The sequence below is a fragment of the Bordetella genomosp. 1 genome, from assembly GCF_002261335.1.
Lineage (GTDB): Bacteria > Pseudomonadota > Gammaproteobacteria > Burkholderiales > Burkholderiaceae_B > Bordetella.
On record NZ_NEVL01000004.1, the window covers coordinates 484,991 to 507,850 of the forward strand.

Sequence of the window (22,860 nt, forward strand, 5' to 3'; positions counted from 1 at the left end):
TTGAGAAACTATCGATTTGCAGAAGGCGCGGGCTCAAGCAAGATGCGGCCATCGAAAGGAGTCGCCATGTACTTTGATTACCGTCTCTGGCTCATGACCGCCGGCCTGCGTGCGCGCATGGCGGGCGGCGTGCTGCTCGGCCTGCTGGCGCTGCTGGCCGGCATCGCCCGCTACGTGTTCCTCGGCCAGTTGCTGGCACGCGTGTTCGCGCAGCAACCCTGGCAGAGCTGGATCGTGCCCGCCGCGCTGGGCGCGCTGATGGTGCTGCTGCGCGCCGCGCTCGACCACCTGCGCACGCGCAGCGCCAACCGCTGCGCCGCGCAGATCCAGCAGACCCTGCGCGGCGGGCTGTACGACCGCATCGTCGCGCTCGGGCCGGCCTGGTTCGCCAACCAGCGCACCGGCGGCGTGATGCTGAGCGTGGTCGACGGCGTGGAGCAGTTGCAGACCTTCTTTGGCCGCTACCTGCCGCAGGTCGCGATCTCGCTGATCGCGCCGCTCGCCATCTTCGCGGTGATCGCGTTCTGGGACGTGCCCACCGCCGCCGTGCTGCTGGCCGCCGCGCTCTTCTCGCTGTTCGGCCCCGCGGCCGTGCATGCGCTGGACCGCCGCGCCAGCCGGGCCCGCGCGGGCGCACTCAACGAATTCGGCGAGGAGTTTCTCGACGCGGTGCAGGGCCTGCCCACGCTCAAGGCCTTCGGCCAGGGCAAGAGCTTCGGCAAGCGCCTGGCCGAGCGGGCCCGCCGCCTGTCCGACCACACCTTCTGGGTGCTGTCGATCAGCGTGCTCACGCGCGGCATCAGCGATCTCGGCGTGGCGCTCGGCGCCGCGCTGGCGATCGCGCTGGGCGCCACCCGCGTGATGCAGGGCGACATGAGCCTGGAGGCCCTGCTGATCGTGCTCATGGCCGGCACCGAGATCTTCCGACCGCTGCGCGATCTGCGCGCCGTGCTGCACCAGGGCATGCTGGGCCAGTCGGCCGCCGCCAGCATCCACGCGCTCAACGACGCGCGCCGCGCCGATGCGGCCAGCGCCGCCTCGGATGCGGCCGGGCTGCGACCGGCCGAGCTGGCTCCCACCATCGAATTCGACGACGTGGTGTTCTCCTACCAGCCCGAGCGCCCCGCGCACCGCGGCCTGAGCTTCGCGATCGCCGCCGGCGAGCGCGTGGGCGTGGTCGGCCCGAGCGGCGCCGGCAAGTCCACCATCGTGCGGCTGCTGCTGCGCGAAGCCACGCCGCAGGCCGGCCGCGTGCGGGTCGGCGGCCACGACGTGCGCACGCTCGCCGCCGATGCGCTGCTGTCGCGCATCGCGCTGGTGAGCCAGGACATCACGCTGTTCCACGGCACCATCGACGACAACATCCGGCTGGGCCGTCCGGACGCCAGCCGGGAGCAGGTGCGCGCCGCGGCCCGCTCGGCCAACATCGACGACTTCATCATGGCCCTGCCCGATGGCTACGACACGCGCCTGGGCGAACGCGGCCTGCAGCTCTCCGGCGGCCAGCGCCAGCGCGTGGCGATCGCCCGCGCGCTGCTGCGCGACGCGCCCATCCTGATCCTGGACGAAGCGCTCTCGTCGGTGGACTCGGAGAACGAGGCGCTGATCCAGCAGGCGCTCGACCGCCTGATGGTGGGCCGCACCACGCTCATCCTGGCGCACCGCCTGGCGAGCGTCATCAACGCCGACCGCACGCTGGTGCTCGACCAGGGCCGCGTGGCCGAGTCGGGCACGCACGCCGAGCTGATGCGCGCTCGTGGCCTCTACCACCAACTGATGCGCGAGCAGGCCGAGGGCCGGCAGGCGCCCGCCGCGGCGACGCCCGCGGCAACGGCTGTCGGCCGCGATGGCGCCGCCGCCACGCCGGCCGCGGCCGCCGGCCCCGCGCCGCGCGCGCTCGACGAGGACGCCGCGCACGTGGGCTGGCGCGCCGTCGTCGGCACCCTGCTGTCGGTGGTGCGGCCGTGGCGCGGCACGCTCGCCGCCACCATCGTCCTCGGCGTGGCGCGCGTGGCGGCCTTCATCGGCGTGGGCGCGTTGAGCGCCCTGGTCGTGGCCGCCCTGCGCGAGGGCGCGCCCACCGGCTGGCTGATCGGCGCGCTGCTGGTCGTGGCGCCGCTGGCCGCCCTGTTCCACTGGCTCGAATCCTGGCTCGCGCACGCGATGGCCTATCGCCTGCTGGCCGACATGCGCATCAATCTCTACGACAAGCTCGAGCAGCTCGCGCCGGCCTATCTGCTGGAACGGCGCTCGGGCGACCTGGTGGCGCTCGCCACGCAGGACGTGGAGATGATCGAGTACTTCTATGCCCACACCATCGCGCCCGCCATCGTGTCGGTGGTGGTGCCGGCCACGGTGCTCGGCTTTCTCGCGGTGTATAGCTGGCCGGTGGCGCTGGCCCTGCTGCCGTTCCTGGCCTATGCCCTGCTGTCGCCGGTGCGCGGCCGGCGCCGCGTCGACGCGCTGGGCGAACAGGCGCGCGCCGCGCTGGGCGAGATGAGCGCGCACCTCACCGACACCATCCAGGGCCTGGCCGATCTCACGGCGTTCCAGGCCACGGCGCGCCGCCGCGCGCAGTTCCTGGCCCTGGCCGAACACTATGGCGTGCGGCGCCAGGCCATCCTCGACGACCTGTCGGCGCAGAACGCCTGGTTCGAGGTGGCCATGGGCCTGGGCGGCCTGGCCGTGGCCGTGACCGGCGCGCTGCTGGCCGGCGCGGGCGCGCTCGATCCGGCCATGGTGCCGCTGCTGGTGCTGGTTGCGCTGGCAACTTTCCTGCCGGTGTCGGAGATTTCGCAGGTCAGCCGCCAACTGGCGGACACCATCGCCGCGAGCCGGCGCCTGCACGTGGTGACGAACGAACCGGTGCCGGTCACCGACGGCGCGCGCACGCTGGCGCGCCAGCCGGGGGGCCTACCCATCGCGTTCGACCAGGTGGGCTTTCGCTACCCGCGCGCCGCGCGCCCCACGCTGGCCGGCCTCGGCTTCAGCGTGCGGCCGGGCACCACCACCGCGCTGGTGGGCGCCTCGGGCGCCGGCAAGAGCACCATCGCCAGCCTGCTGCTGCGCTTCTGGGACGTGAACGAAGGCGCCATCCGCATCGGCGGCATCGACGTGCGCGAGCTCGAGCTCGACAATCTGCGCGAACACGTCGCGCTGGTCACGCAGGACACCTATCTGTTCAACGACACGCTGGCGGCCAACATCCGCCTCGCGCGCCCCGATGCCAGCACGGCCGACGTGCAGGTGGCGCTGCACCGCGCCGCGCTGTCCGAGTTCGTGGCGGCGCTGCCGCTGGGGCTGGACACGCCGGTGGGCGAACGCGGCATGCAGCTGTCGGGCGGACAGCGCCAACGCATCTCGATCGCGCGCGCCTTCCTGAAGAACGCGCCGATCCTGATCCTGGACGAGGCCACCTCGCACCTCGACACGCTGAGCGAGATGCAGGTGCGCGGCGCGCTCGACGCCCTGATGCAGGAGCGCACCACGCTCGTGATCGCGCATCGCCTGTCCACCATCCGCGACGCCGACCAGATCCTGGTGCTGCACCAGGGCCGGCTGGCCGAACAGGGCAGCCACGACGAACTGCTCGCGCGCGGCGGCGCCTATGCCCGCCTGATCCGGCACCAGGCGCAGGGCAGCGTGGCCGCCTGAGCCGCCATTCCTGTACGAAACTGATTCAATTGGTTAAACATCCGCCCCCCGTCAGGGGGGCGGCTTGCTTATGATCGCGCCATGACAAGCAACGCACCGGCCCAAGCCGCCGGGCAAGAACAATCGAATCCATGGCGCAAGCGTTCGTAGCGTTATCGGCCTGGCAGGTCATGCTGGCCGGCCTGCTCTTCTTCGGCGGTATCTATCTGGTGTTTGGCGCGGCCACTTGGCTGCTGACCCACCACATCCTGCCGCGCCTCGGCCTGGGCGCGCCGCTGGACACCCGTCCGCTCGCCCCCGGCCAGCTGCGCCGCGAGCTGTCGCAGTCGGCCGTGTCGATCCTGCTGTTCGGCACCGGCATGATCTTTCCGTGGGGCCTGCTGCAGCTGGGCTGGGCGCGGCTCGACGGCGACGCCGGCTGGCAGCAGATCATGCTGGAGATCCTGTTCCTGCTGGCCTGGAACGACGTGCACTTCTGGATCAATCACCGCCTGCTGCACACGAAGCTGCTGCGCCGCTTCCACCTGCCGCACCATCGCTCGGTGGTGACCACGCCGTTCTCGACCTACAGCTTCCACCCGATCGAGGCGCTGATGCTGGGCAACGTCATCCTGCTGCCCATGCTGCTGCACGACTTCAGCTTCTGGTCGCTGCTGTCGGTGCCGCTGTTCAGCCTGTTCTTCAACTGCATCGGCCACGCCAACTACGACTTCTTCCCGCGCGTGTCGTACGCCCACTGGTTCGCGGCCAGCCGCCGCCATCACCTGCACCACGCCTGCTACAACGGCAACTACGGCTTCCAGTTCACCTTCATGGACCGGCTGTTCCGCACCCGCCTGCCCGCCGACGCGGCCGAACGCCAGTTGCAGGCCGCGCGCCAGCGAGGCGTCCATGGCGCGCACTCCTGAGCGTGCCGGGCGGCTGCGGCTGCGCCACTGGCGCGATCTGCAGAGCCTGGCCTATCTGATCGCGGCGCCCGTGCTGGCCGCCTGGATGTGGCGCCACGGCTTTTCGTGGCCGCTCTATCTGCTGCTGCTGTTCCTCACGCTGGGCATCGGCGTGATCCACCACAACCACACCCACCTGCGCATGTGGCGCGGCCGCGGCGCGCGCCTGGCCAACCGGTTCACCGACTTCTGGATCACGCTGCTGCAGGGCCATCCCACCTTCGTCTTCTGGCCGGCGCACGTGGGCAACCACCACCGCTACAAGCACGGCGCACGCGACGTGGCCCGCACCTATCGCTTCGGCGGCGACACCAATCACCTGTGGGGCTACCTGATCCATCCGGTGCAGGCGGTGTGGGTGCTGTTCCCGGTGTTCTTCGGCTGGCTGCGCGGCATGCGCCTGCGCCATCCCGGCGTGTGGCGCTACTGCCTGGCGCAATACGGCGTGTGGCTCGGCCTGTGGGGCGGCCTGCTGGCGCTCGATCCGCTCAAGGCGCTGCTGTACGTGATCGTGCCGCAGCTGCATGGCCTGCACTGGCTGCTCGCCACCAACTATCTGCAGCATGCCCACGCCGACGGCGGCCCGCGCGCCGTGGCCGGCCTGGACTACGCCCGCAACTTCGAGGGCCTGGTGAATCCCCTGCTCTTCAACATCGGCCTGCACACCGCGCACCACGAGAATCCGCGCGCCCACTGGTCCGACCTCACCCGCCTGCATCGCGAGCAGTATCGCGACCGGGTCGCGCCCGACCTCAACGAGCGCGGCCTGGTGCCGTACATGCTGCGCGTCTTCGTGCTGGCCAACGTCATGCCCGGCCTGCGTTCGCGCTCCCGCATGGCGCCCGAACACGTCCGCTGACATCCACAGGAATCGAGAAACTCATGCCTATCGCGTTCGACCGTGTCTATCTCCAAAGCGCCGGCTACTTCATGCCCGGCGACCCCGTCGACAACGCGGCGATGGACGCCTTCATCGCGCCGCTCAACCGCATGTCGAGCCGCATCAAGACCCGCATCCTGGCCGAGAACGGCATCAAGACCCGGCACTACGCCATCGATCCCGCCGGCAACACCCGCCACAGCAACGCGCAGCTGGCCGCACGCGCGATCCAGGACTGCCTGGGCCGCGCCGGCGGCGAGCTGGGCGAGGTCTCGTACCTCGCCAGCGGCTCCTCGGGCGGCGACGCCCTGATGCCCGGCTTCGCCAACATGATCCAGGGCGAGCTCTCGGCCCCGCCGATGGAGACGCTGTCGGTGCACGGCATCTGCGCGGCCGGCGTGAGCGCCATCCAGAGCGCCGCCCAGGCGGTCCAGGCCGGCTCGCACCAGCGCGCGCTGGCGGTGGCCGCCGAACTGCCCTCGCGCCTGTTCAAGCGCTCGCGCTTCGCGGCGCGCGGCTACGACGCCGACTTCGACGCGCACTTCCTGCGCTGGATGCTGTCGGACGGCGCCGGCGCGATGCTGCTGGGCAGCGAAGGCACCGCGCTGCCGGGCGCCTCGCAGGGCATCCGCCTCAAGCTCGACTGGATCCACCAGCGCTCGTTCTCGGGCGACTACCCCGTGTGCATGCAGCTCGGCCTGTCCGAAGATCGCAAGCGCGGCCACCTCGACTACCCCTCGTGGCAGGACGCCGAGGCCGACGGCGCGCTGTCGCTGCGCCAGGACATCCGCCTGCTGCCGCACCTGTTCGACATCGGCATCCACGAGTACGTGAAGCTGGTGCGCGACGAGTGGATCGCGCCGGACCAGGTGGATCACTTCCTGTGCCACTACTCCTCGGAGAAGTTCATCCCGGTGGTGGCCGACCTGATGGAGAAGGCCAACCTGGAGATCCCGCGCGAGCGCTGGTACAGCAACCTGGCGTGGCGCGGCAACACCGGCGCGGCCTCGATCCTCATCATGCTGGCCGAGTTCCTCGAGACCCGCGAGGTCAAGCCGGGCGAGAAGATCTTCTGCTACATCCCGGAGTCGGGCCGCTTCATGACGGCCTACATGTGCTTCACGGCCGAGGCCGTCGACGCGCCCGCCTCGCGCGCCAATGCGCCGGCGCCGCGCCCGGCCGCCGCCGCGCTGGGCGACGACGCCGACAACATCGCGCCGCCGCACGACCCGGCCTACGCGCCGCAGGGCCTGTCGCAGCTGCTCACCGAGCTCGCCGCGATCTGGCACGACTACCGCTCGCGCGTGTGGCGCACGCCGGTCGTCACCCGCCTGCGCCGCCGCGAGTTCGAGACGCAGGATTACCTGAACTGGATGGAAAACTGGGTGCCCCAGGTGCGCGAGGGCAGCAAGTGGATGCGCGAAGGCGCGGCCTCGCTGGGCGAGCAGTACGCGCCGCTGGCCGCGCTGATCGGCACCCATGCGGGCGAGGAGCAGAACGACTTCATGATTCTGTTCGAAGACTATCGCAAAGCCGGCGGCCAGGTCGCCGACATCGACGCGCTGCGCCGCAACCCGGGCGGCGAGGCGCTCAACGCCTACCTGCACGCGCTGGCCGCCACGCGCGACCCGATCGGCCTGCTGGGCGCGATCTACATCATCGAGGGCACCGGCCAGCGCATCGTGCCGGCGCTGCTGCCCCTGCTCAAGGCCAGCCTGGACCTGCCGCCCGACGTGTTCCGCTTCCTCGAGTATCACGGGCACAATGACGAGCATCACCTCGCGCGCTGGCTGGCCGCGGTCGAACTCGCGCTCGACTGCGACGAAGACGGCCAGGCCGAGCAACGCATCATCGACACCGCGCGCCGCACGGCCGCGCTGTACCTGATGCAATTCCAATACGTGATGGAGCAAGACGCGGCATGAAAGAACCCGAGTTCCTGACCCAGGGATACGACCCGGCCGACCCGAGCCCCTGGCTGGCGCTGTATCTCGACCGCAGCACGCCGCTGCCCGACAAGGTCAAGAAGGCCTGGCTGACCGACTCCAGCAGCGGCTCGCGCCAGTACCTGCTGCCGTTCGTGCGGCCGCTGGCGCGCCTGTGCATCATCCTGATCCAGGTCATCAAGACCTTCATCCCGCGCCGCTGGTCGCACTCGCGCCTGCTGCACCGGATCCTGGCGTGGGGCCTGAAGCGCTTCGTCTCGCCAGAGGCCAACTGGCTGATCCTGCGCCACTTCCATCTCGGCGCCCAGGTGCTGTCGTTCATCGCCGCCAACGCGCCGGTGAAGATCAGCACCACGCCGCTGGAGCCGCGCGACATCGACGACCTGAAGGACGACCTGTTCGTCAAGCACGACCTGAACCTGTTCAACTTCGTGATCCGCCTGAACCAGGCGATGCGCGACGCCGGCGTGGAGATGCACGCGCCCGAACAGCTCGACTTCTCGATGATCCGGGATCCGGACCTGCTGCTCGAAGACATGCCGCGCGGCCGCCTCAACGTGCTCGACCTGCAGAGCGCGATCGAGCTGTTCACGCCGCTCTACCAGCTCATGCTGACCGACAACGACTTCTGGCGCGCCGCCAACTCGCTGCAGCTCGACGAGACGGTCGGCATCTATTCGGCCCAGCTGCTCGGAGCGCCGCAGCACCTGGTGCTGGTCAACAACAAGCATCCGCTGGTGCCGATGTCCACGCTGCGCGCGGGCTACCGCCTGGTGCTGCACGGCCTCTCAACGGAAATGCTGCACAGCCTCCTGATGGCCGAACGCGAGGCGCACGAAGGCACCGCGCCGCCGCCCGCGCCCATCGCCTGAACGCCGCTTGCAGGCGGGCCCCCGCGGCCCCCTGCGAGCGTCTTCACGCGCCGTTCACGCTGCCGACAAACCTTGTCGCATTTGGTCGGATCTGCACGCGAAACAGCACTGAGCTTTCAGAAAGTTGAAAGTCGCGCCCAAAGACAATGAGCGCCGTTCTCAACTCCTACCAGGCGAAGTCATGCGTGCCCTGCTCTCCCGAAATCTTCTTGCCCTCGCGCTCGCGCTGCCGTTCGCCCTCGGCCTGCCCCTGACGACCGCCCGCGCACAGAACGCGGCCGCGCAGCAGGAGATCGAGGCCGCCGGCCAGGCCGCCATGGCCGCCGCCAAGGAAGGCCCCGCCGACATCAAGCTGGGCGACCAGGCCGTGCTCAAGCTGCCGGCCGACATGATGTTCGTGCCGCAGTTCCAGGCCCAGCGCCTGATGGCCGCGCACGGCAACGGCAAGGATCCCAACATGCTCGGCCTGGTGCTGCCCACCGACGAAAACGCCGACTGGGTGGCCACGGTGAATTTCGAGAAGGCCGGCTACATCAAGGACGACGACGCCAAGAACTGGGACACCGAGGAACTGCTGCAGAGCCTGAAGGACGGCACCGAAGAGGCCAACAAGGATCGCCGCGAGCGCGGTTTTCCGGAGCTGATGGTGGCCGGCTGGGCCGAGGTGCCGAAGTACGACGGCGACAAGCGCCGCCTGGTCTGGTCGGCCATCGCCAAGACCAAGGGCGCCACGGATGAAGACGCCTCGGTCAACTACAACACCTACGCGCTCGGCCGCGAGGGCTACATCTCGCTCGACCTGATCACCAGCCAGAACCAGGTCGCGGCCGACAAGCACAACGCCCTGACGCTGCTCGATTCGATCCAGTACGTCGACGGCAAGCGCTACGCCGACTTCGACGCCTCCACCGACAAGGTGGCCGAATACGGCCTGGCCGCGCTGGTGGCCGGCGTGGCCGCGAAGAAGCTGGGCCTGTTCGCCATGATCGCCGCCTTTGCCGCGAAGTTCGGCAAGGTCCTGATCCTGGCCATCGCCGCGCTCGGTGGCGGCCTGTGGCGCCGCATGCGCGGCAAGAAGACCGCCGCCTGATGAAGCTGTTGCTGCTGCTGTGGTCGGGCCTGAAGTTTCTCAAGTTCGGCAAGCTGCTCACCACCGGCGGCACCATGCTGCTGTCGGTGGCCGCCTACGCGCTGGTGTTCGGCTGGCGCTATGCCGCCGGCTTCGTGCTGCTGCTGTTCGTGCATGAGATGGGCCATTACATGGCGGCGCGCCAGCGCGGGCTGGCCGTCGGCGCGCCCGCCTTCATTCCGTTCGTGGGCGCGTGGATCCAGCTCAAGACGTTGCCGCACGATGCCGAGACCGAGGCCTACGTCGGGCTGGCCGGGCCGCTGGCCGGCACGGTCGCCGCGCTGGCCTGCTATTTCGCCGCGCGCGACACCGGCAGCGACCTGCTGCTGGCGCTCTCGTACGCGGGCTTCTTCATCAATCTCTTCAACCTGATCCCGATCTCGCCGCTCGACGGCGGCCGCATCACGGCGGTGCTGTCGCCGCGCGTCTGGCTGCTCGGCGTGCCGGTGCTGGTGGCGCTGTTTTTCTGGTCGCCCAGCCCGATCCTGATCCTGGTGGCCGTGCTGGCGCTGCCGAGCGCGGCGCGGGCCTTCAAGTACGATCCCGACCTGCCCGAGAACCAGGCCTATTACGGCACCTCGCTCGAGCACAAGCTCAGCTACGGCACCGCCTATCTCGGCCTGGTCGCGTTCCTGGCCATCATGGCGCACGACGTGCACGACATGCTGTCGCACCTGCGCGGCTGAACGCGCCCGGACTCAACGGCCGGCGGTCGCCGCCAGCGCCACGATGTCTTCGGCGCACTCGTCGGGCGACAGCCGCGCGGTGTTCAGCACCAGGTCGGAGAACGGCCGCGACGGGTAGCCCTGCTCGTACATTTCCGCCACGCGCGCGCGCTCCTCGGGCGTGAGCCGGCGCTCGCCGCGGTCGGACAGCGCCACGTCGAGCGGCGGCGACAGCGTCACCACCAGCAGCCGGGCGCCGGCCTCCTGGGCCGCGGCATGCAGCCGCTCGTAGAGGGCCTGGTCCATCGGATAGCCCAGCACCAGCGTGCCCACGCGCAGCGCGGCAATGGCCTCTGCCAGGCGCGCGTGCGCCTGCTCCCACTGCGCCTCGCGCGGCAGGTCGTCGGGGCCGGCGAGATCGTCGCCGTCGATCCAGACGCCCTGCGGCAGCAGCGCGGCCACGCGCGGGCCGATGGTGGACTTGCCGGCGTTGATGGGACCGTTGAGATGAATGACGCAGGGCGCGCTGACGGGCAGATTCATGATGAGGGCGGAATGACGGTTGCAGCCCCCATCGTAACGCGGCTCAGCCGCCGCGGTAGTAGACGCAGATGCGCTGGCCGTCGATCTCGTGCACCCGGATCGGCAGGCCATACAGCGCGCTCAGCAGCGCGGCGTCGATGATCTGGTCTGGTGGCCCCTGGTGGGCCACGCGGCCGTCGCGCATGGCGACGATCAGGTCGGCGTAGGCGGCGGCGAAGTTCAGGTCGTGCAGCACCACCACCACCGACTTGCCCAGTTCGTCGGCGGCGCGCCGCAGGATGCGCATCATGGCCACGGCGTGTTTCATGTCGAGGCTGTTGAGCGGCTCGTCGAGCAGGATGTAGCGCGTGTCCTGGCACAGCACCATCGCCACGAACGCGCGCTGGCGCTGCCCGCCCGACATCTCGTCGAGATAGCGCCCGGCCAGCGGCGCGAGCTCCATGTAGTCGATGGCGCGGTCGATGTGGGCCTTGTCCTCGAGCGTCAGGCGCCCGCCGCTGTGCGGGAAGCGGCCGAACGCGACCAGGTCGCGCACCGTCAGCCGCAGCGGCAGATGATTGTCCTGGCGCAGGATCGCCAGCCGGCGCGCCAGTTCCTTGCTGTCGGCATGCGCCACGTCGAGCTCGTCGACCCGCACCACGCCCGCCGACAGGGGCAGCAGGCGGCTCACCATCGACAGCAGCGTGGACTTGCCCGCGCCGTTGGGCCCGACGATGGCGGTGATGCCGGCATCCGGCAGGCGCAGGGTCACGTCGTCGACGACGACGCTGGTGTCATAGCGCTTGGTGACGCCTTGGACTTCGATCATGGGCGCCTCCTGCGCAGGATCAGGGCAAGGAACAGCATGCCGCCGATGAACTCGATCACCACGCTCACCGTGGTGTTGAGCTCGAGCACGCGTTCGAGCAGGGTCTGGCCGCCGACCAGGAAGATCAGGCCCCACAGCACCGCGGCAGGCACGGTCTGGGCATGGCGGTCGGCCGGCATGCTGTGATACGCGAGATTGGCCACCAGCAGGCCGAAGAAGGTCACCGGCCCGACCAGCGCGGTGGACACCGCCACCATCACCGTCACGGCCGCCAGCGTCGCCATCAGCGTGCGGCGATAGTCCACGCCCAGGTTCACGGCCAGGTCGCGGCCGAGCGCGACCACGTCGTAGCGGCGCCGCATGCGCCACAGCGCCACGCTGGCCAGCAGCGCGGCCCCGGCGGCCAGCGGCAGCAGCCCCGTGCGCACGCTGTTGAAGCTGGCGAACATGCGGTCTTGCAGGACCAGGAATTCGTTGGGATCGATCAGCCGCACCACGAAGTTCGAGAGGCTGCGGAACAGCAGGCCGAAGATGATGCCGACCAGCATCATCAGGTGCAGGCTGCGCGCGCCGCCGGTGAAGAGCCAGCGGAACAGCAGGCAGGCGAAGCCGGTCATGGCGCCGACCTCGAGCAGGAACTGCCAGACCGGCTCGCGCGTCGCCATGGCGGACAGCCCGAACGCGAACACCACCACGGCCTGGATCAGCACGTACAGGGCGTCGAAGCCCATGATGGCGGGCGTGAGGATGCGGTTGTGCGTGATGGTCTGGAACAGCACCGACGACACGGCCACGCAATAGGCCACCAGCACCATCGCCAGCAGCTTGCCGCCGCGGAACGGCAGCACGAACGACCACTGGCCGTCCGCGCCCCAGGTCATGTAGGCGATGCAGCAGGCCAGCGCCAGCACGGCCAGCACCGTGAGCCGCCCGCGCGGCCCGATCGCGGCGAGCCGGTCAGCCAAGACGGCCTCGCTGACGCAGCAGCAGCCACAGGAACAGCGCGCTGCCGATCACGCCCACCACCGTGCCGATCGGCACCTCGTAGGGGTAGAGCAGCAGGCGGCCGACGATGTCGCAGGCCAGCACGAACGCGCCGCCCAGGACCGCGACCCACGGAATGGCGCGGCGCATGTTGTCGCCGAACATCAGGCTCACGGCGTTGGGCACGATGAGGCCGAGAAACGGGATGCTGCCGGCGGTCACCACCACCACCGCCGAGATCGCCGACACGATCAGCATGCCGATGAAGGTCAGGCGCGCGTGGTTCACGCCGAGGCTGGAGGCGAAGTCCTTGCCCATGCCGGCCAGCGTGTAGCGGTCGGCGGTGATGTAGGCGATCACGGTGAGCACCAGGCCGATCCACAGCAGCTCGTAGCGGCCGCGCAGCACGCCGGAGAAGTCGCCCGTGGTCCAGGCGTGCAGCGATTGCAGCAGGTCGTAGCGGAAGGCGATGTAGGTGGTGGCGGCATGGATCACGCCGCCCAGGATCAGCCCGACCAGCGGCACCAGGAACGGCGAGCGCAGCGGCACGCGGCGCAGCAGCGCGAGAAACAACAGGCTGCCCAGCAGCCCGCTCACGGTCGCGGCGGCCATCTTGCCCAGCACCGGCGCCTGCGGCGCCAGCAGCGCGACGCAGAGGATGCCGAAGGTGGCCGATTCGATGGTGCCGGCCGTCGAGGGCTCGACGAAGCGATTGCGCAGCAGCATCTGCATGATGAGGCCGGCCACCGCCAGCGACATGCCGGCCAGCAGCAGCGCCAGCGTGCGCGGCACGCGGCTCACCCAGAGCAGCTGCCAGGTGCGCTCGGCCTGCGGGCCGCCGAACAGGTCCCACAGCGAGAACTTGCCGGCGCCCAGCGAAATACTGGCCAGGCAGAGCCCGGCCAGCAACAGCGTCATGAGGACCAGCCCCGCGGGGCCGCCCCGCCAGGCGCGGCCGGCGCCGCGCGGCGCCGTGGTGCGCACGCTCACGCTGCCTCGATCAGCGCTTGGCGGCCAGCGCCGCGGCAACTTCGTCCACGCTCTGCTGCAGCGAGGTCAGGCCGGCGGCGCCCAGCGAATACCAGTTGCTGCCGTCGAGATAGACCACCTGCTGCTGCTTCCAGGCGGTGGTGCCGCGCACCAGGTCGTTGTCGAGCATCTGGCGCGCTGCCACGCCTTCGCGGCCGATCGCCGCGTCGCGGTCGATCACGAACAGCCAGTCGGGATTGGTCTGGGCGATGAACTCGAACGACACGGCCTGGCCGTGGTTCGACACCTTCAGGTCGGCGGCCGCCGGCTTCACGCCGAAGGCATCGTGGATCACGCCGAAGCGCGAACCCGGGCCATAGGCGCTCATCTTGCCGCCGGTGGTCAGCACGATGAGGCCGGTGCCGGCCTGCGCGCCCTGCTCGCGCAGCGCGGCGATGGATTGCTTCAGCGCGCCCAGCTTGGCGTCGGCCTCGGCCTCCTTGCCGTAGATGCTGGCCACGAGCCGGGCGTTGCGCTCCACGCTGCCGACCAGGTCGCCCGGCTTGACCGTGAGGTCGACCGTGGGCGCGAGGCGCGCGAGATCGGCAAACTTGGGGGCCGAGCGGCCGGCCACGAAGATCAGTTGCGGCTTGAGCTTGTTGATGGCCTCGTAGTCGGGCTCGAACATGGAGCCCACCTTGGGATAGCGCTTGTCGCCGAACTGCGCCAGATGCTTCGGCCAGTGCACCGAGGCCGGCACGCCCGCCACGTCCACGCCCAGCGTGTGCAGCGTGTCGAGCACGGCCAGGTCCATAACCACCGTCTTGGCGGGCTTGGCGGGCACGCTGCGGGCGCCCTGGGCGTCGGTGATCTGGACCTGCGATTGGGCGTGCACGGCCGCCGGGGCCAGTGCCACCATCAGGGCGGCGCCGCAGGCGGAGGCCCAGCGGGACAGAGAATGCGAGCGGATCATGAGGGATGTGTCCTGGTGCGGCCGCGACCCGCGCGGCCGACGGGTGGCGTCGCCGGCTCAAGCACGTGCACGCATCCCGACCGGACCGGCGCGTCGCGCGCTGAGTCGGTCAAACAAGAATGATTTGCGATGCTATCACGCAGCCCCCACCCACGAAATGGTGACCAACGCCGTTTCGGGACCGTTGCCGGCGAATAGCGCGAACTTGGGCGAACTTGGGCGCCTGTTTCGAAGCGCGATTTGGAATCGGACCGAAATCTGGCGATGGCGCAAACAAAGGCGGTGACGGCGCAAAGACGGCCCGGCGGCCCGCCGCGGCGCGGTGCGGGTCGCCCCCTGACCGACGGCGCCCGCCGACTCGGCCCCGCGTCTCGACCCATTGATTGCGGCCACAACCATCGGGGCACGGCGAAAACGGCGTGGCCGAGCCGGCGCCACGGCGGCACCCGACAATTTCGGCAAACGAGCGAATGATCTTGTAACCCCGACCCCGCGCCGGCCTACGTATCATGCGCGCCTTGCCCCATAAGCTTATTAGTTGTACGCGCAACATGACTTCGCAAAGCACCGCAAGCCATCTGCCCATCACCCCGCCCGGCGCGGCGCCGATCGGCGCCCACGCCCGCCGGGCCGAGCCCGCGCGCTGGCGCGTGCGCAGGCCGCCCGGCACGCCCGCCCCCTTTCCGTCAGATCCCCTCGCGCAACACGCGGCGCGATAAGCCGCGGCGCAGAGGCGCCTCACCCGCGCGCGGCAAGGGATCCGCGCGCCCCATACCGTCATCCACAAGGATTTTCACCATGTTTGCAAAGAACGCATCCCGTGCGCTGGCCGCCCTGGCCTGCGCGTTTGCGCTGGCCGCCTGCGGCAACGACAACGCCTCGGAAAGCCCCAAGATCCCCGCCGGCCAGGCCGAGATCCAGAAGTACAACGCCTACGTCGGCGCCGCCAACAGCGCGGGCCAGACCTACGAACGCGCGCTCGACAACTGGGAGCGCTACCTCAAGCCCAAGCTCTCGGGCAAGGAAGCCCTCAAGGATCTGTCGATCAGCGACGGCACGCCCTACACCGCGGATAACGTGAAGGAGCAGCTGGACAAGGCGCTGGGCATGGACCTGGCCATGGCCGAGCTCGACGGCCCCGCCCGCGCGTTCAGCGATGCCATCGCCAAGTTCCAGCCGATCAGCGCCGACATGAACAACTACATCAGCGCCAAGACCTACATGAGCGACAAGGGCGCCCATGGCAAGGAAATCATGGCCGCCTACGAAGAGACGCTCAAGGGCGTGGTGAGCGCGCAGGCCGCCTTCTTCGGCGGCATCGACGCCAAGGACCGCGCCCGCGTGAAGGCCGAGTTCGAGAACGCCAAGAAGGACACCGCCGCCTACTATCGCGCCGGCCTGATCTACTACGGCAAGCAGAGCTTCGACCAGGCCGAAGGCCTGTTCGACGGCACCGGCCTGGGCGACCAGCTCGAGCCGTTCGGCAAGTCGCTCGACGAGATGAACAAGATGGCGCTCGGCTACGACGCCAAGATGCGCGAGTCCAACCCGAAGGGCTGCCCGAGCCTGATGCTGCAGGTCAACTCCTACCTGTCGACCGGCCGCACCGCGATCGAGCACACCACCAGCGGCCGCTACGCCGAAGACGCCAAGCGCACCGGCGCCTTCAAGATGATCCGCCCGACCATCGACATGGACTCGAGCTCGCTGCGCCAGAACTACAACAACATGATCAGCCGACTGAACATGAACCAGTGCTGATGCCCGTCCCGATCACGTCCGCGTGATCCGGCGACAAGCAGACCGCGGCCCGAGGCCGCGGTTTTTTTTCGTCCCGAAGAAAGGCGCGCCCCGCGGGATCCCTCTCGTCCCCTCACCCGCCATCAAGGCCGCAAGTGCCTGATGTGCAAGGGTAAAGCTACTCACTACAGCCTCGGCACGGTCCCATAGGATGCCGCTACTTGCCGTAGCGCACGGCACCACCCAGCGGGTCGAGAGAGGAATCCAGATGGCTCAGTTCAACGCGAAACGCCTGCGTCCCATGTTCGCTCCCTTCGAGGCGATCGACACGCGGACGCCCCCGCCGTGGCAACAGCGCGCGCATCACGTGGCGCTGCATCTCGCCCTCGGGCTCGCGCTCATGCCGTTTGCCGCGGAGGCCGACATCATCGGCGTGAGCGGCGCACCGGGTCGCGGCGGCGCCCCCGGCAAGCCCGGCGGCGATGGCGGCAACGGCGCCGTGGCGGTGGTCGTCACGGATGCCAGCAAACCCTTCGTCAACGAGCAGCGCCTGAGCGGTGGCGCGGGCGGCGGTGGCGGCGGTGGAGGCGGCGGCGGAGAAACGGACGGCGGCGGCGCGCCCGGCGGCAGCGGCGGCCAGGGCGGCCACGGCGTGGAGCTGCGCGTCGACGGCGCCATCCTGATCAACCAGGGCCTGCTGCAGGGCGGGGCCGGCGGCGGGGGTGGTGGCGGCGGCGGCAGCGCCTACAGTCTGAACTCCATCCACGGCGGCCGCGGCGGCGACGGCATCGGCGGCGCCGGCGGGGGCGGCGGCGGGGGCGGAGACATCCCATTCAACGGCACGCCGATGACGCCCGGCGACGGCGGCGACGCCAGCCATCCTGGCGGCGCGGGCACGCAAGGCGACGAACGCTACGGCGGCGGAGGCGGCGGCGCCGGCGGCAGCAACAACCCCTTCGGCTGCCACGGCACCGGTCCGGACAGCGGCTGCGGCGGCCGCTCCGGCGCCGGCGGTGGCACGGCCTATGGCGCGGCCGGCGGTCTGCCCGGCAACATGGACAGCCTGAACGGCGAAGACGCCGCGGACGCGACGCTGCACCTCACGGGCGGCGGCGGGGGCGGCGGCGCGGCGCCCGGCGGCCTGGGCGGCAAGGGCGGCCAGGCCAAGGGCGGACCGCCCGCCGGCGCCGGCGGCACCTCCATCGGCGGCTACGGTATCCACGTGCTGGGCGCGCACACCCGGATCATCAACGCCGGCCGCATCGTGCCGGGCGTGGGCGCGGCGCAGGCCGTCGCCATCATGTACGAGCCCAGCGCCAACGATTCGACCCTGCGGCTGCTGGCGGGCAGCGACATCGTGGGCGCGGTCGACGCCACGCGCTCGCGCAACAACCGCCTGATCCTGGACGGGCCCGGCCCCGTCGACCCGCAGACCAAGGCGCGCCGCGCCTTCGACGTGTCCAAGTTCGGCGCGCTGGGCACCAACGTGGCCACCACCGATTTCTACCAAGGGTTCACGTCGTTCGAGAAGACCGCGGAAGGGCTCTGGGAACTGCGCAACAAGCCGACCCAGGCGCGCACGCCCTGGACGCTGACCGGCGGCGTGCTTGCCGTCCATGGCGACGAGCAGCTGGGCAGCGTGCAGGACGCGGTCAGGTTCAACGGCGGGACGCTGCAGATCCTCGACGACGCCGACATTCGACACGATCTCGCGTTCGACGGCATGGGCGGCATCCTGGTCGAACCGAGCAACACCCACCTGACGCAGGTGACGCTGCACGGTCACATCCTCGGCGCCGGCACGCTGGTGAAAGTGGGAGCCGGCGGGCTCACCGTGGTCAGCGACAACGACTTCCGCGGCATGACCCGGGTCGGCACCACCCGCATCGATGGCCCCTTGAACCTGGGCAACGGCGGCACCACCGGCAGCCTGGGCACGGGGCCGATCGAGATCAACTCCGCGCTGGTGATCAATCGCAGCGACGCGCTGACGCTGCGCAATCCGATCAGCGGCCACGGCGACCTGACCCAGAGCGGCGCGGGCACGACGACGCTCAAGGGCCCGATCTCCTTCGCCGGCCGCACCTACATCGACCGCGGCACGCTGCGCATCGAAGACACCACGTTCGGTGCCCCGGAGACGGGGCTCGCGGCCATCCTCTCCATCCATCACAAGCCCGGTAACCAGGAGGCGCTGGACGTGAAGCACGCCGTGGTGAACGGCTGGATGGACGGCGTGCCCAACGTGGTGCTCGACCGGAGCAGCGAGTGGAACATCTACATCGACGAGCGCTATCCCGACGACCTGTTGCCGCACCACAGCGCGATCGGCGCGCTCACGCTGGCCGGACGCGCGAACTTTCTCGACCCCCGGCCCCTGGGCCAGGCCATCGGCAGAAGCGTATTGATGGACAGGCTGATCGGGCAGGATGGCGCCGTGACGCTGTACGTGAAGCCGACCGCGCACGGCGTGGCCGATTACCTGGTGCTGAAGAACGGCGCCACGGGCACGACCCGCGTGGCGCTGAAGATGCAGGGCACCGAGGGCGCCGATCCGCTCGAGGACGACGGCATCCTGATCGTGGAGTCCGGCGGCAAGACCGACAACGCCTTCGTGCAGGACGGCCAGTCGCCCAACGGCAATCGCAGCGGCGCCTTCGTCTACGGCCTGCGCCACGGCGGCCGGGTCATCAACGGCGTGGCGCGCCATCCCGACAACTGGTACCTCACCAGCGAGGTCCGGCCCGAGGTGTCGATCTACTCGCAGCTGGGCATGCAGGCCGCCCGCCAGGGCGAGCTCGCCATCGGCACCCTGAACGCGCGCATGGGCGCCACCGAGACGCTGGCCGACAAGGTCTACCCCTATGCCTGGGCCCGGCTGCTCACCGGCGTGGACCGCGACGCCGGCGCCGCCACCGGCCTGCTGCAAAGCGAGATCGCCACCCGCTCGTGGATGGCCGGGGTGCAGGCCGGCAGCGACGTCTACGTCCAGACCCAGGGCCTGTCGCGCCGCAGCGCCGGGCTGTTCTTCACGGGCGCGACCACGAGTACGCGGGTCGACCATTACTGGCAGAGCCGCGGCAGCAGCGAGTATGCCGGCCGCAGCCAGCTCAACACCTACGGCATCGGCGCCTACTACACGCGCTTCGGTGCCAAGGGCGGCTACCTCGACCTGGTGACGCAGCTCAGCCGTATCGACGTGCGCACCCGCGCCGCCCTGCCCCAGCTCCGGCTCAAGGCGAGCGGCTGGGGCCTCGCGCTCTCGGCGGAGGTCGGCAAGTCGTTTGCATGGGGCGCGGAGGAGAACCTGTTGCGCGTGCAACCGCAGGCCCAGCTCATCTATCAGCACATCGAACTGGGCAACAGCAGCGACGCGGCCAGCGCGGTGGGCCTGCCCGCCCTCGACACCCTCACCGCGCGGCTGGGCGTGCGCACCTCGAAGACGTGGAACCCGCACACCCGTCGGACCTCGACGCTGTGGGTCACCGCCAGCGTGCTGGGCAGCCTGGGCCGGTCCGCCAGCACCTATTCCACCGCCACGCTGGGCCGGATCGCGTTCCACGACAAGGCGCCGGGCCCGCGACTGGGGCTGCGCGTGGGCTACGACCGCCTGGTGGCGAAGAATGCGTTCCTGAACCTGCAGGCCAGCATGGAGCAGAGCGTGGGCGGCGCGCGGACGAGCTCGTACGGCGGCAACGTGGGCCTGAAGATACTGTTCTGAATGCGGCCGGCGCCGCTAGCGCGGGGGCGGCGGCTCGCCCGCCCCTTCCGAGACGGGCGCCATGAACAGGTGGGCCAGCTGGAACGAGGTCTTGAATTCCAGCTTGGCCAGCAGCCGGGCGCGGTGGTTCTCCACCGTGCGGGTCGAGACCGAATACTTCATGGCGATCTCCCTGCTGGACAGCCCGTTGACCACCTCCTGCGCGATCACGCGTTCGCGCGGGGTGAGGCGCTCCAGCATGTCGACCCGCCGGCCGCGCTCCTCGCGCGCACAGTAGAGCGCATGGCTGCGCTCCAGCGCGGCCTGCACCCGGTCGCCGAACTCGGCGCGCGCCAGCGGCAGCGAGAAGTAATCGAACGCGCCGTGCCGCATGGCGTGCACGGCTTCGCTCACGTTGGGGGTCTTCGCGATGAAGATCAGCGGCGAATCAACGCCCCTGTCGTGCAGCAGCGACAGCACGCTGCCCTCCTCGGTCCGGGCCAAGGCCTCGTCGATGATGATGCATTCGCACGGACCGGGGTGGAACGACCGCAGAAAATTCGTCGAGCTCGAGTACCTGCGGAAACGCGCGTTCAGGTTCTTCAACGCATGCTCGACTTCCCACACCCACCCGATCTCTTCGTGAATCACATGCACCGTCGGGCTCTGTATTTTCAGAGACATTTTTCACTGCTTGAACTCGTGAGAGACGAGGTGAATTTAGTGGCCTGGCTGGACCGGCGAATGAGTGTATCTACGCAAGCGGGCCGCCACGCGCCGCCGGCGCCACGCGATCCGCCCGGTCCGCCCCCCGCCCGCCGCGCCAGGCGCCGCAACACGCGCGCACGCGCCCGCGAACGCGCCTCCAGCACGCATCCGCAAGCCCGCGCAAGCCTCGGCATCCCACACACTACATTCAGACAATTCCACGCGGCTTGCGCCTCGCCTCTGCCGCGGCGACCGCGGGCCCGGAGCACGCTCATTCGACGGCGTCCACGTTGGTGACCAGCTGGCAGCGCGCGCCGCGCGAGGACACCAGCATGAAGCCCTTGGAGTAGAAGTTCTTGATGACGAAGGGGGTGCCGCGCAGCCCGGCGAGCTTGCGCCGCAGACGGTGCATCTGCACGTCGATCCGGTGCCGGCCGGAGTAGGACTCCGCATCGCCCAGGAATTGGGACAAACGCTCGTGGCTCACCGGCATACCGGGACTGATGAGCAGCACGAACATCAGCCTCGCCTCCTTGTCCGTGAGGCTGACCTCGACCTCGCGGGCCGCATCGAACAGCGCGCCCTCCATCAGCGACAGGGACCAGCACCAGTCGTCCTCGCGCACGTGCGGCGCGGCCTGCATGCGCCGCTGCAGCGCCACCATGCTGGCCTCGAGCAGATGCATGTCGGTGGGCCGGGCCAGGTGATAGTCGGCGCCGTCGCCCAGGCTGGCGGCGCACAGGTTCGCATCGCGCTGCATCGACACCGTGATGATGCCCATGGTGGGATACTCGAACCGGATCTGGGCCAGCTGGGCCAGCACATCGCCGTCGGCCAGATGGGTGTCGGCGATCAGCACGTCGTAGCTGCCGCGCCGCAGCTCGGCCAGCCCCTCGGTGCAGCTCTCGTACCAGTCCACCGCATGCCCCATGACGGCGAGAGATTCACATACCCGCTTGGCCCAGTCCTCGTTGTCTTCGATCAGATTAATCTTCACGTGCCTTCCCCATGGGGCCGGCGCCCGCCGCGCGCGGCAGGACCGGCGCCTTGCATGAAAGAGAGGCCATACTGCGCACGCGCACAACATGGCCTCCGCGATCGATCCCGCCTGCCCGGGACACTAGTCCATGATCATTTCCAGGGGTTTGTTCACGGTCCACTCGAACTTGCCGCGGGCCTCGCCGCCGCCCGCGTCCTGGGCGTAGATCATGAACGCGCCCGACTGCGGCACCATCGGCGCCTGTCCGCTGATCGTGCCGGTGGCCGAATCGAAGCGCAGGCCCTCGGGCAGGTGCGCCGTCGCGCCGCCGTCCTTGTCGATCAACGTGTAGCGCACCGCCCCGCTTCCACCCGCGGCGCTCACCACCGGAATGGGCGCGGAGATGGTTGCGCCCGCAGTCAGTTGCAGCGGCACCGTGGCCACCTCCAGCGCCGGGCCCAGGTTGAACTCGAGCGGCACCATCACGCTGGCGCCGCCCTCGTCGGCCACCGTCGCGGTCAGGCCCTCGAGCTTCTCCGTGTTCATCGGCACGGCGCCGCTCAGGTTGCCGGCGCCGTCGAGCACCAGGCCGGGCGGCAGGCGGAAGGTGCCGCCCGCGGGGTCGGCGTAGCTGACGGTGTAGGCCCCGGTGCCGCCCGAGACCTTGACCACCTTGATGGGCGTCCTGATCTTGCCGCCCGCCGTGGCGCGGATCACGCCGGCGCTCACGTTCAGCGGCGGATTGATCGTGAACTGGATGGCCCTGGTCGCGCGGCCGCCGCCCGAGTCGCGCACCTCGATCACGTAGTTCATCGTCTTGGGCGCGGACACCACCGCCACCTCGCCCGACAGGGAGCCGTCATCGCCGAACACGAGACCGGGCGGCAGCTGCGCCGGCTTGCCCGCGGCATCGAGCAGGCGGAAGCTGACGTTGCCGGTGCCGCCGGAGGTGCGGACCTTGAGCAGGCGCGAGGCCAGGTGGGTGCCGGACGTGACCGCGAGCCCGCGCGACTTCGTCGGCACGCGGGCCGGTTCCGCGGCGGGCGCCGCAGCGGGTGTCGCCGCAGACGTGGCGGGCACCACCCGTTCGATCAGGCGGCCGACCGGCGCCTTGCCCCGCTCCGCCGGTTGCGCGGCCGCGACGGCGTCAGACATTGACGACACGGCAAGAAGGGCGCTCGCCGTGGCCAGCGCGGCGTAAACAGTATGACGTTTCATCAGAGTCCTTTTTTTCCAAGTGGGATGCGACCGATCGCGGATGCGAATTTGTTCGACGCTTGCCCCGAAAATCCTCAGCAAAATCTCGGGGCCCGCACGAACGGCATGCATTCTGCATTTGTCGAACTTGGGGCGAGTAGAGTGG

Annotated in this window: 17 protein-coding genes; 9 read left to right on the forward strand and 8 right to left on the reverse strand. The window is 69.8% G+C overall.

The features are described 5' to 3' along the window. Window positions 1-66 precede the first annotated feature (66 nt). The 7 genes from CEG14_RS19095 to CEG14_RS19125 all read left to right on the forward strand — a co-directional run bounded on the left by CEG14_RS19095 (window position 67) and on the right by CEG14_RS19125 (window position 10,114). Entirely contained in the window at window positions 67-3,654 is a 3,588-nt protein-coding gene (locus tag CEG14_RS19095) for an ABC transporter ATP-binding protein/permease (protein WP_094827971.1), read from the forward strand. Between the two features lie 131 nt (window positions 3,655-3,785). After that, a complete protein-coding gene (locus CEG14_RS19100) occupies window positions 3,786-4,562 on the forward strand; it encodes a sterol desaturase family protein (protein WP_094827972.1) in 777 nt (258 codons plus the stop codon). Beyond that, the gene (locus CEG14_RS19105) at window positions 4,546-5,460 is read left to right on the forward strand and encodes a fatty acid desaturase (protein ID WP_094827973.1); all 915 of its coding nucleotides are present in this window, start codon (window positions 4,546-4,548) and stop codon (window positions 5,458-5,460) included. Before CEG14_RS19100 ends, CEG14_RS19105 begins: the two co-directional genes overlap by 17 nt. A gap of 23 nt (window positions 5,461-5,483) precedes the next feature. Next, window positions 5,484-7,406, forward strand: coding sequence for a StlD/DarB family beta-ketosynthase (locus CEG14_RS19110; RefSeq protein ID WP_094827974.1), 1,923 nt, complete (start codon window positions 5,484-5,486; stop codon window positions 7,404-7,406). Then, the gene (locus CEG14_RS19115) at window positions 7,403-8,299 is read left to right on the forward strand and encodes a DUF6999 family protein (protein ID WP_094827975.1); all 897 of its coding nucleotides are present in this window, start codon (window positions 7,403-7,405) and stop codon (window positions 8,297-8,299) included. Before CEG14_RS19110 ends, CEG14_RS19115 begins: the two co-directional genes overlap by 4 nt. Window positions 8,300-8,480: 181 nt before the next feature. Next, window positions 8,481-9,389 (forward strand): DUF2167 domain-containing protein, encoded by a 909-nt coding sequence (locus CEG14_RS19120; protein ID WP_094827976.1) that lies wholly within the window; start codon window positions 8,481-8,483, stop codon window positions 9,387-9,389. Beyond that, a complete protein-coding gene (locus tag CEG14_RS19125; RefSeq protein WP_094828284.1) occupies window positions 9,386-10,114 on the forward strand; it encodes a site-2 protease family protein in 729 nt (242 codons plus the stop codon). The genes CEG14_RS19120 and CEG14_RS19125 overlap by 4 nt, the downstream gene beginning before the upstream one ends. 12 nt (window positions 10,115-10,126) lie before the next feature. Here CEG14_RS19125 and CEG14_RS19130 read toward each other — a convergent pair whose 3' ends face one another. From CEG14_RS19130 to CEG14_RS19150, 5 genes are all read right to left on the reverse strand, one after another. After that, window positions 10,127-10,636 (reverse strand): hypothetical protein, encoded by a 510-nt coding sequence (locus tag CEG14_RS19130; RefSeq protein WP_094827977.1) that lies wholly within the window; start codon window positions 10,634-10,636, stop codon window positions 10,127-10,129. A gap of 43 nt (window positions 10,637-10,679) precedes the next feature. Then, a complete protein-coding gene (locus CEG14_RS19135; RefSeq protein ID WP_094827978.1) occupies window positions 10,680-11,444 on the reverse strand; it encodes an iron ABC transporter ATP-binding protein in 765 nt (254 codons plus the stop codon). Continuing rightward, the gene (locus CEG14_RS19140) at window positions 11,441-12,325 is read right to left on the reverse strand and encodes an iron chelate uptake ABC transporter family permease subunit (RefSeq protein ID WP_094828286.1); all 885 of its coding nucleotides are present in this window, start codon (window positions 12,323-12,325) and stop codon (window positions 11,441-11,443) included. Before CEG14_RS19140 ends, CEG14_RS19135 begins: the two co-directional genes overlap by 4 nt. A 76-nt stretch (window positions 12,326-12,401) precedes the next feature. Next, a complete protein-coding gene (locus CEG14_RS19145; RefSeq protein ID WP_094828285.1) occupies window positions 12,402-13,346 on the reverse strand; it encodes an ABC transporter permease in 945 nt (314 codons plus the stop codon). A gap of 82 nt (window positions 13,347-13,428) precedes the next feature. After that, window positions 13,429-14,370 (reverse strand): siderophore ABC transporter substrate-binding protein, encoded by a 942-nt coding sequence (locus CEG14_RS19150; protein WP_373454210.1) that lies wholly within the window; start codon window positions 14,368-14,370, stop codon window positions 13,429-13,431. A gap of 798 nt (window positions 14,371-15,168) precedes the next feature. Here CEG14_RS19150 and CEG14_RS19155 point away from each other — a divergent pair. Together CEG14_RS19155 and CEG14_RS19170 are read left to right on the forward strand one after the other, a co-directional pair. Then, the gene (locus CEG14_RS19155) at window positions 15,169-16,131 is read left to right on the forward strand and encodes a DUF3829 domain-containing protein (protein WP_094827979.1); all 963 of its coding nucleotides are present in this window, start codon (window positions 15,169-15,171) and stop codon (window positions 16,129-16,131) included. A gap of 247 nt (window positions 16,132-16,378) precedes the next feature. Next, a complete protein-coding gene (locus tag CEG14_RS19170; RefSeq protein ID WP_179280640.1) occupies window positions 16,379-19,831 on the forward strand; it encodes an autotransporter outer membrane beta-barrel domain-containing protein in 3,453 nt (1,150 codons plus the stop codon). A gap of 15 nt (window positions 19,832-19,846) precedes the next feature. On the opposite strand, the gene CEG14_RS19175 is transcribed toward CEG14_RS19170, so the two are convergent. The 3 genes from CEG14_RS19175 to CEG14_RS19185 form a co-directional block, all read right to left on the reverse strand. Beyond that, the gene (locus tag CEG14_RS19175; protein ID WP_094827982.1) at window positions 19,847-20,494 is read right to left on the reverse strand and encodes a response regulator transcription factor; all 648 of its coding nucleotides are present in this window, start codon (window positions 20,492-20,494) and stop codon (window positions 19,847-19,849) included. A 295-nt stretch (window positions 20,495-20,789) separates the two neighbouring features. After that, entirely contained in the window at window positions 20,790-21,515 is a 726-nt protein-coding gene (locus tag CEG14_RS19180; RefSeq protein WP_179280641.1) for a response regulator transcription factor, read from the reverse strand. 123 nt (window positions 21,516-21,638) lie between these two features. Next, window positions 21,639-22,652 carry an Ig domain-containing protein gene (locus CEG14_RS19185; protein WP_094827984.1) on the reverse strand — a complete coding sequence of 338 codons (1,014 nt, stop codon included), beginning with the start codon at window positions 22,650-22,652 and terminating at the stop codon, window positions 21,639-21,641. Window positions 22,653-22,860 lie beyond the last annotated feature (208 nt).

Bases quoted from the DNA above. Each gene is read 5' to 3' on its own strand.
- CEG14_RS19095 (WP_094827971.1), top strand. From the start codon at position 67: ATGTACTTTGATTACCGTCTCTGGCTCATGACCGCCGGCCTGCGTGCG.
- CEG14_RS19100 (WP_094827972.1), top strand. From the start codon at position 3,786: ATGGCGCAAGCGTTCGTAGCGTTATCGGCCTGGCAGGTCATGCTGGCC.
- CEG14_RS19145 (WP_094828285.1), bottom strand. From the start codon at position 13,346: ATGACGCTGTTGCTGGCCGGGCTCTGCCTGGCCAGTATTTCGCTGGGC.
- CEG14_RS19135 (WP_094827978.1), bottom strand. From the start codon at position 11,444: ATGATCGAAGTCCAAGGCGTCACCAAGCGCTATGACACCAGCGTCGTC.
- CEG14_RS19155 (WP_094827979.1), top strand. From the start codon at position 15,169: ATGTTTGCAAAGAACGCATCCCGTGCGCTGGCCGCCCTGGCCTGCGCG.
- CEG14_RS19130 (WP_094827977.1), bottom strand. From the start codon at position 10,636: ATGAATCTGCCCGTCAGCGCGCCCTGCGTCATTCATCTCAACGGTCCC.
- CEG14_RS19110 (WP_094827974.1), top strand. From the start codon at position 5,484: ATGCCTATCGCGTTCGACCGTGTCTATCTCCAAAGCGCCGGCTACTTC.
- CEG14_RS19170 (WP_179280640.1), top strand. From the start codon at position 16,379: ATGGCTCAGTTCAACGCGAAACGCCTGCGTCCCATGTTCGCTCCCTTC.
- CEG14_RS19120 (WP_094827976.1), top strand. From the start codon at position 8,481: ATGCGTGCCCTGCTCTCCCGAAATCTTCTTGCCCTCGCGCTCGCGCTG.
- CEG14_RS19185 (WP_094827984.1), bottom strand. From the start codon at position 22,652: ATGTCTGACGCCGTCGCGGCCGCGCAACCGGCGGAGCGGGGCAAGGCG.
- CEG14_RS19150 (WP_373454210.1), bottom strand. From the start codon at position 14,370: ATGATCCGCTCGCATTCTCTGTCCCGCTGGGCCTCCGCCTGCGGCGCC.
- CEG14_RS19175 (WP_094827982.1), bottom strand. From the start codon at position 20,494: ATGTCTCTGAAAATACAGAGCCCGACGGTGCATGTGATTCACGAAGAG.
- CEG14_RS19140 (WP_094828286.1), bottom strand. From the start codon at position 12,325: ATGACCTGGGGCGCGGACGGCCAGTGGTCGTTCGTGCTGCCGTTCCGC.
- CEG14_RS19115 (WP_094827975.1), top strand. From the start codon at position 7,403: ATGAAAGAACCCGAGTTCCTGACCCAGGGATACGACCCGGCCGACCCG.
- CEG14_RS19105 (WP_094827973.1), top strand. From the start codon at position 4,546: ATGGCGCGCACTCCTGAGCGTGCCGGGCGGCTGCGGCTGCGCCACTGG.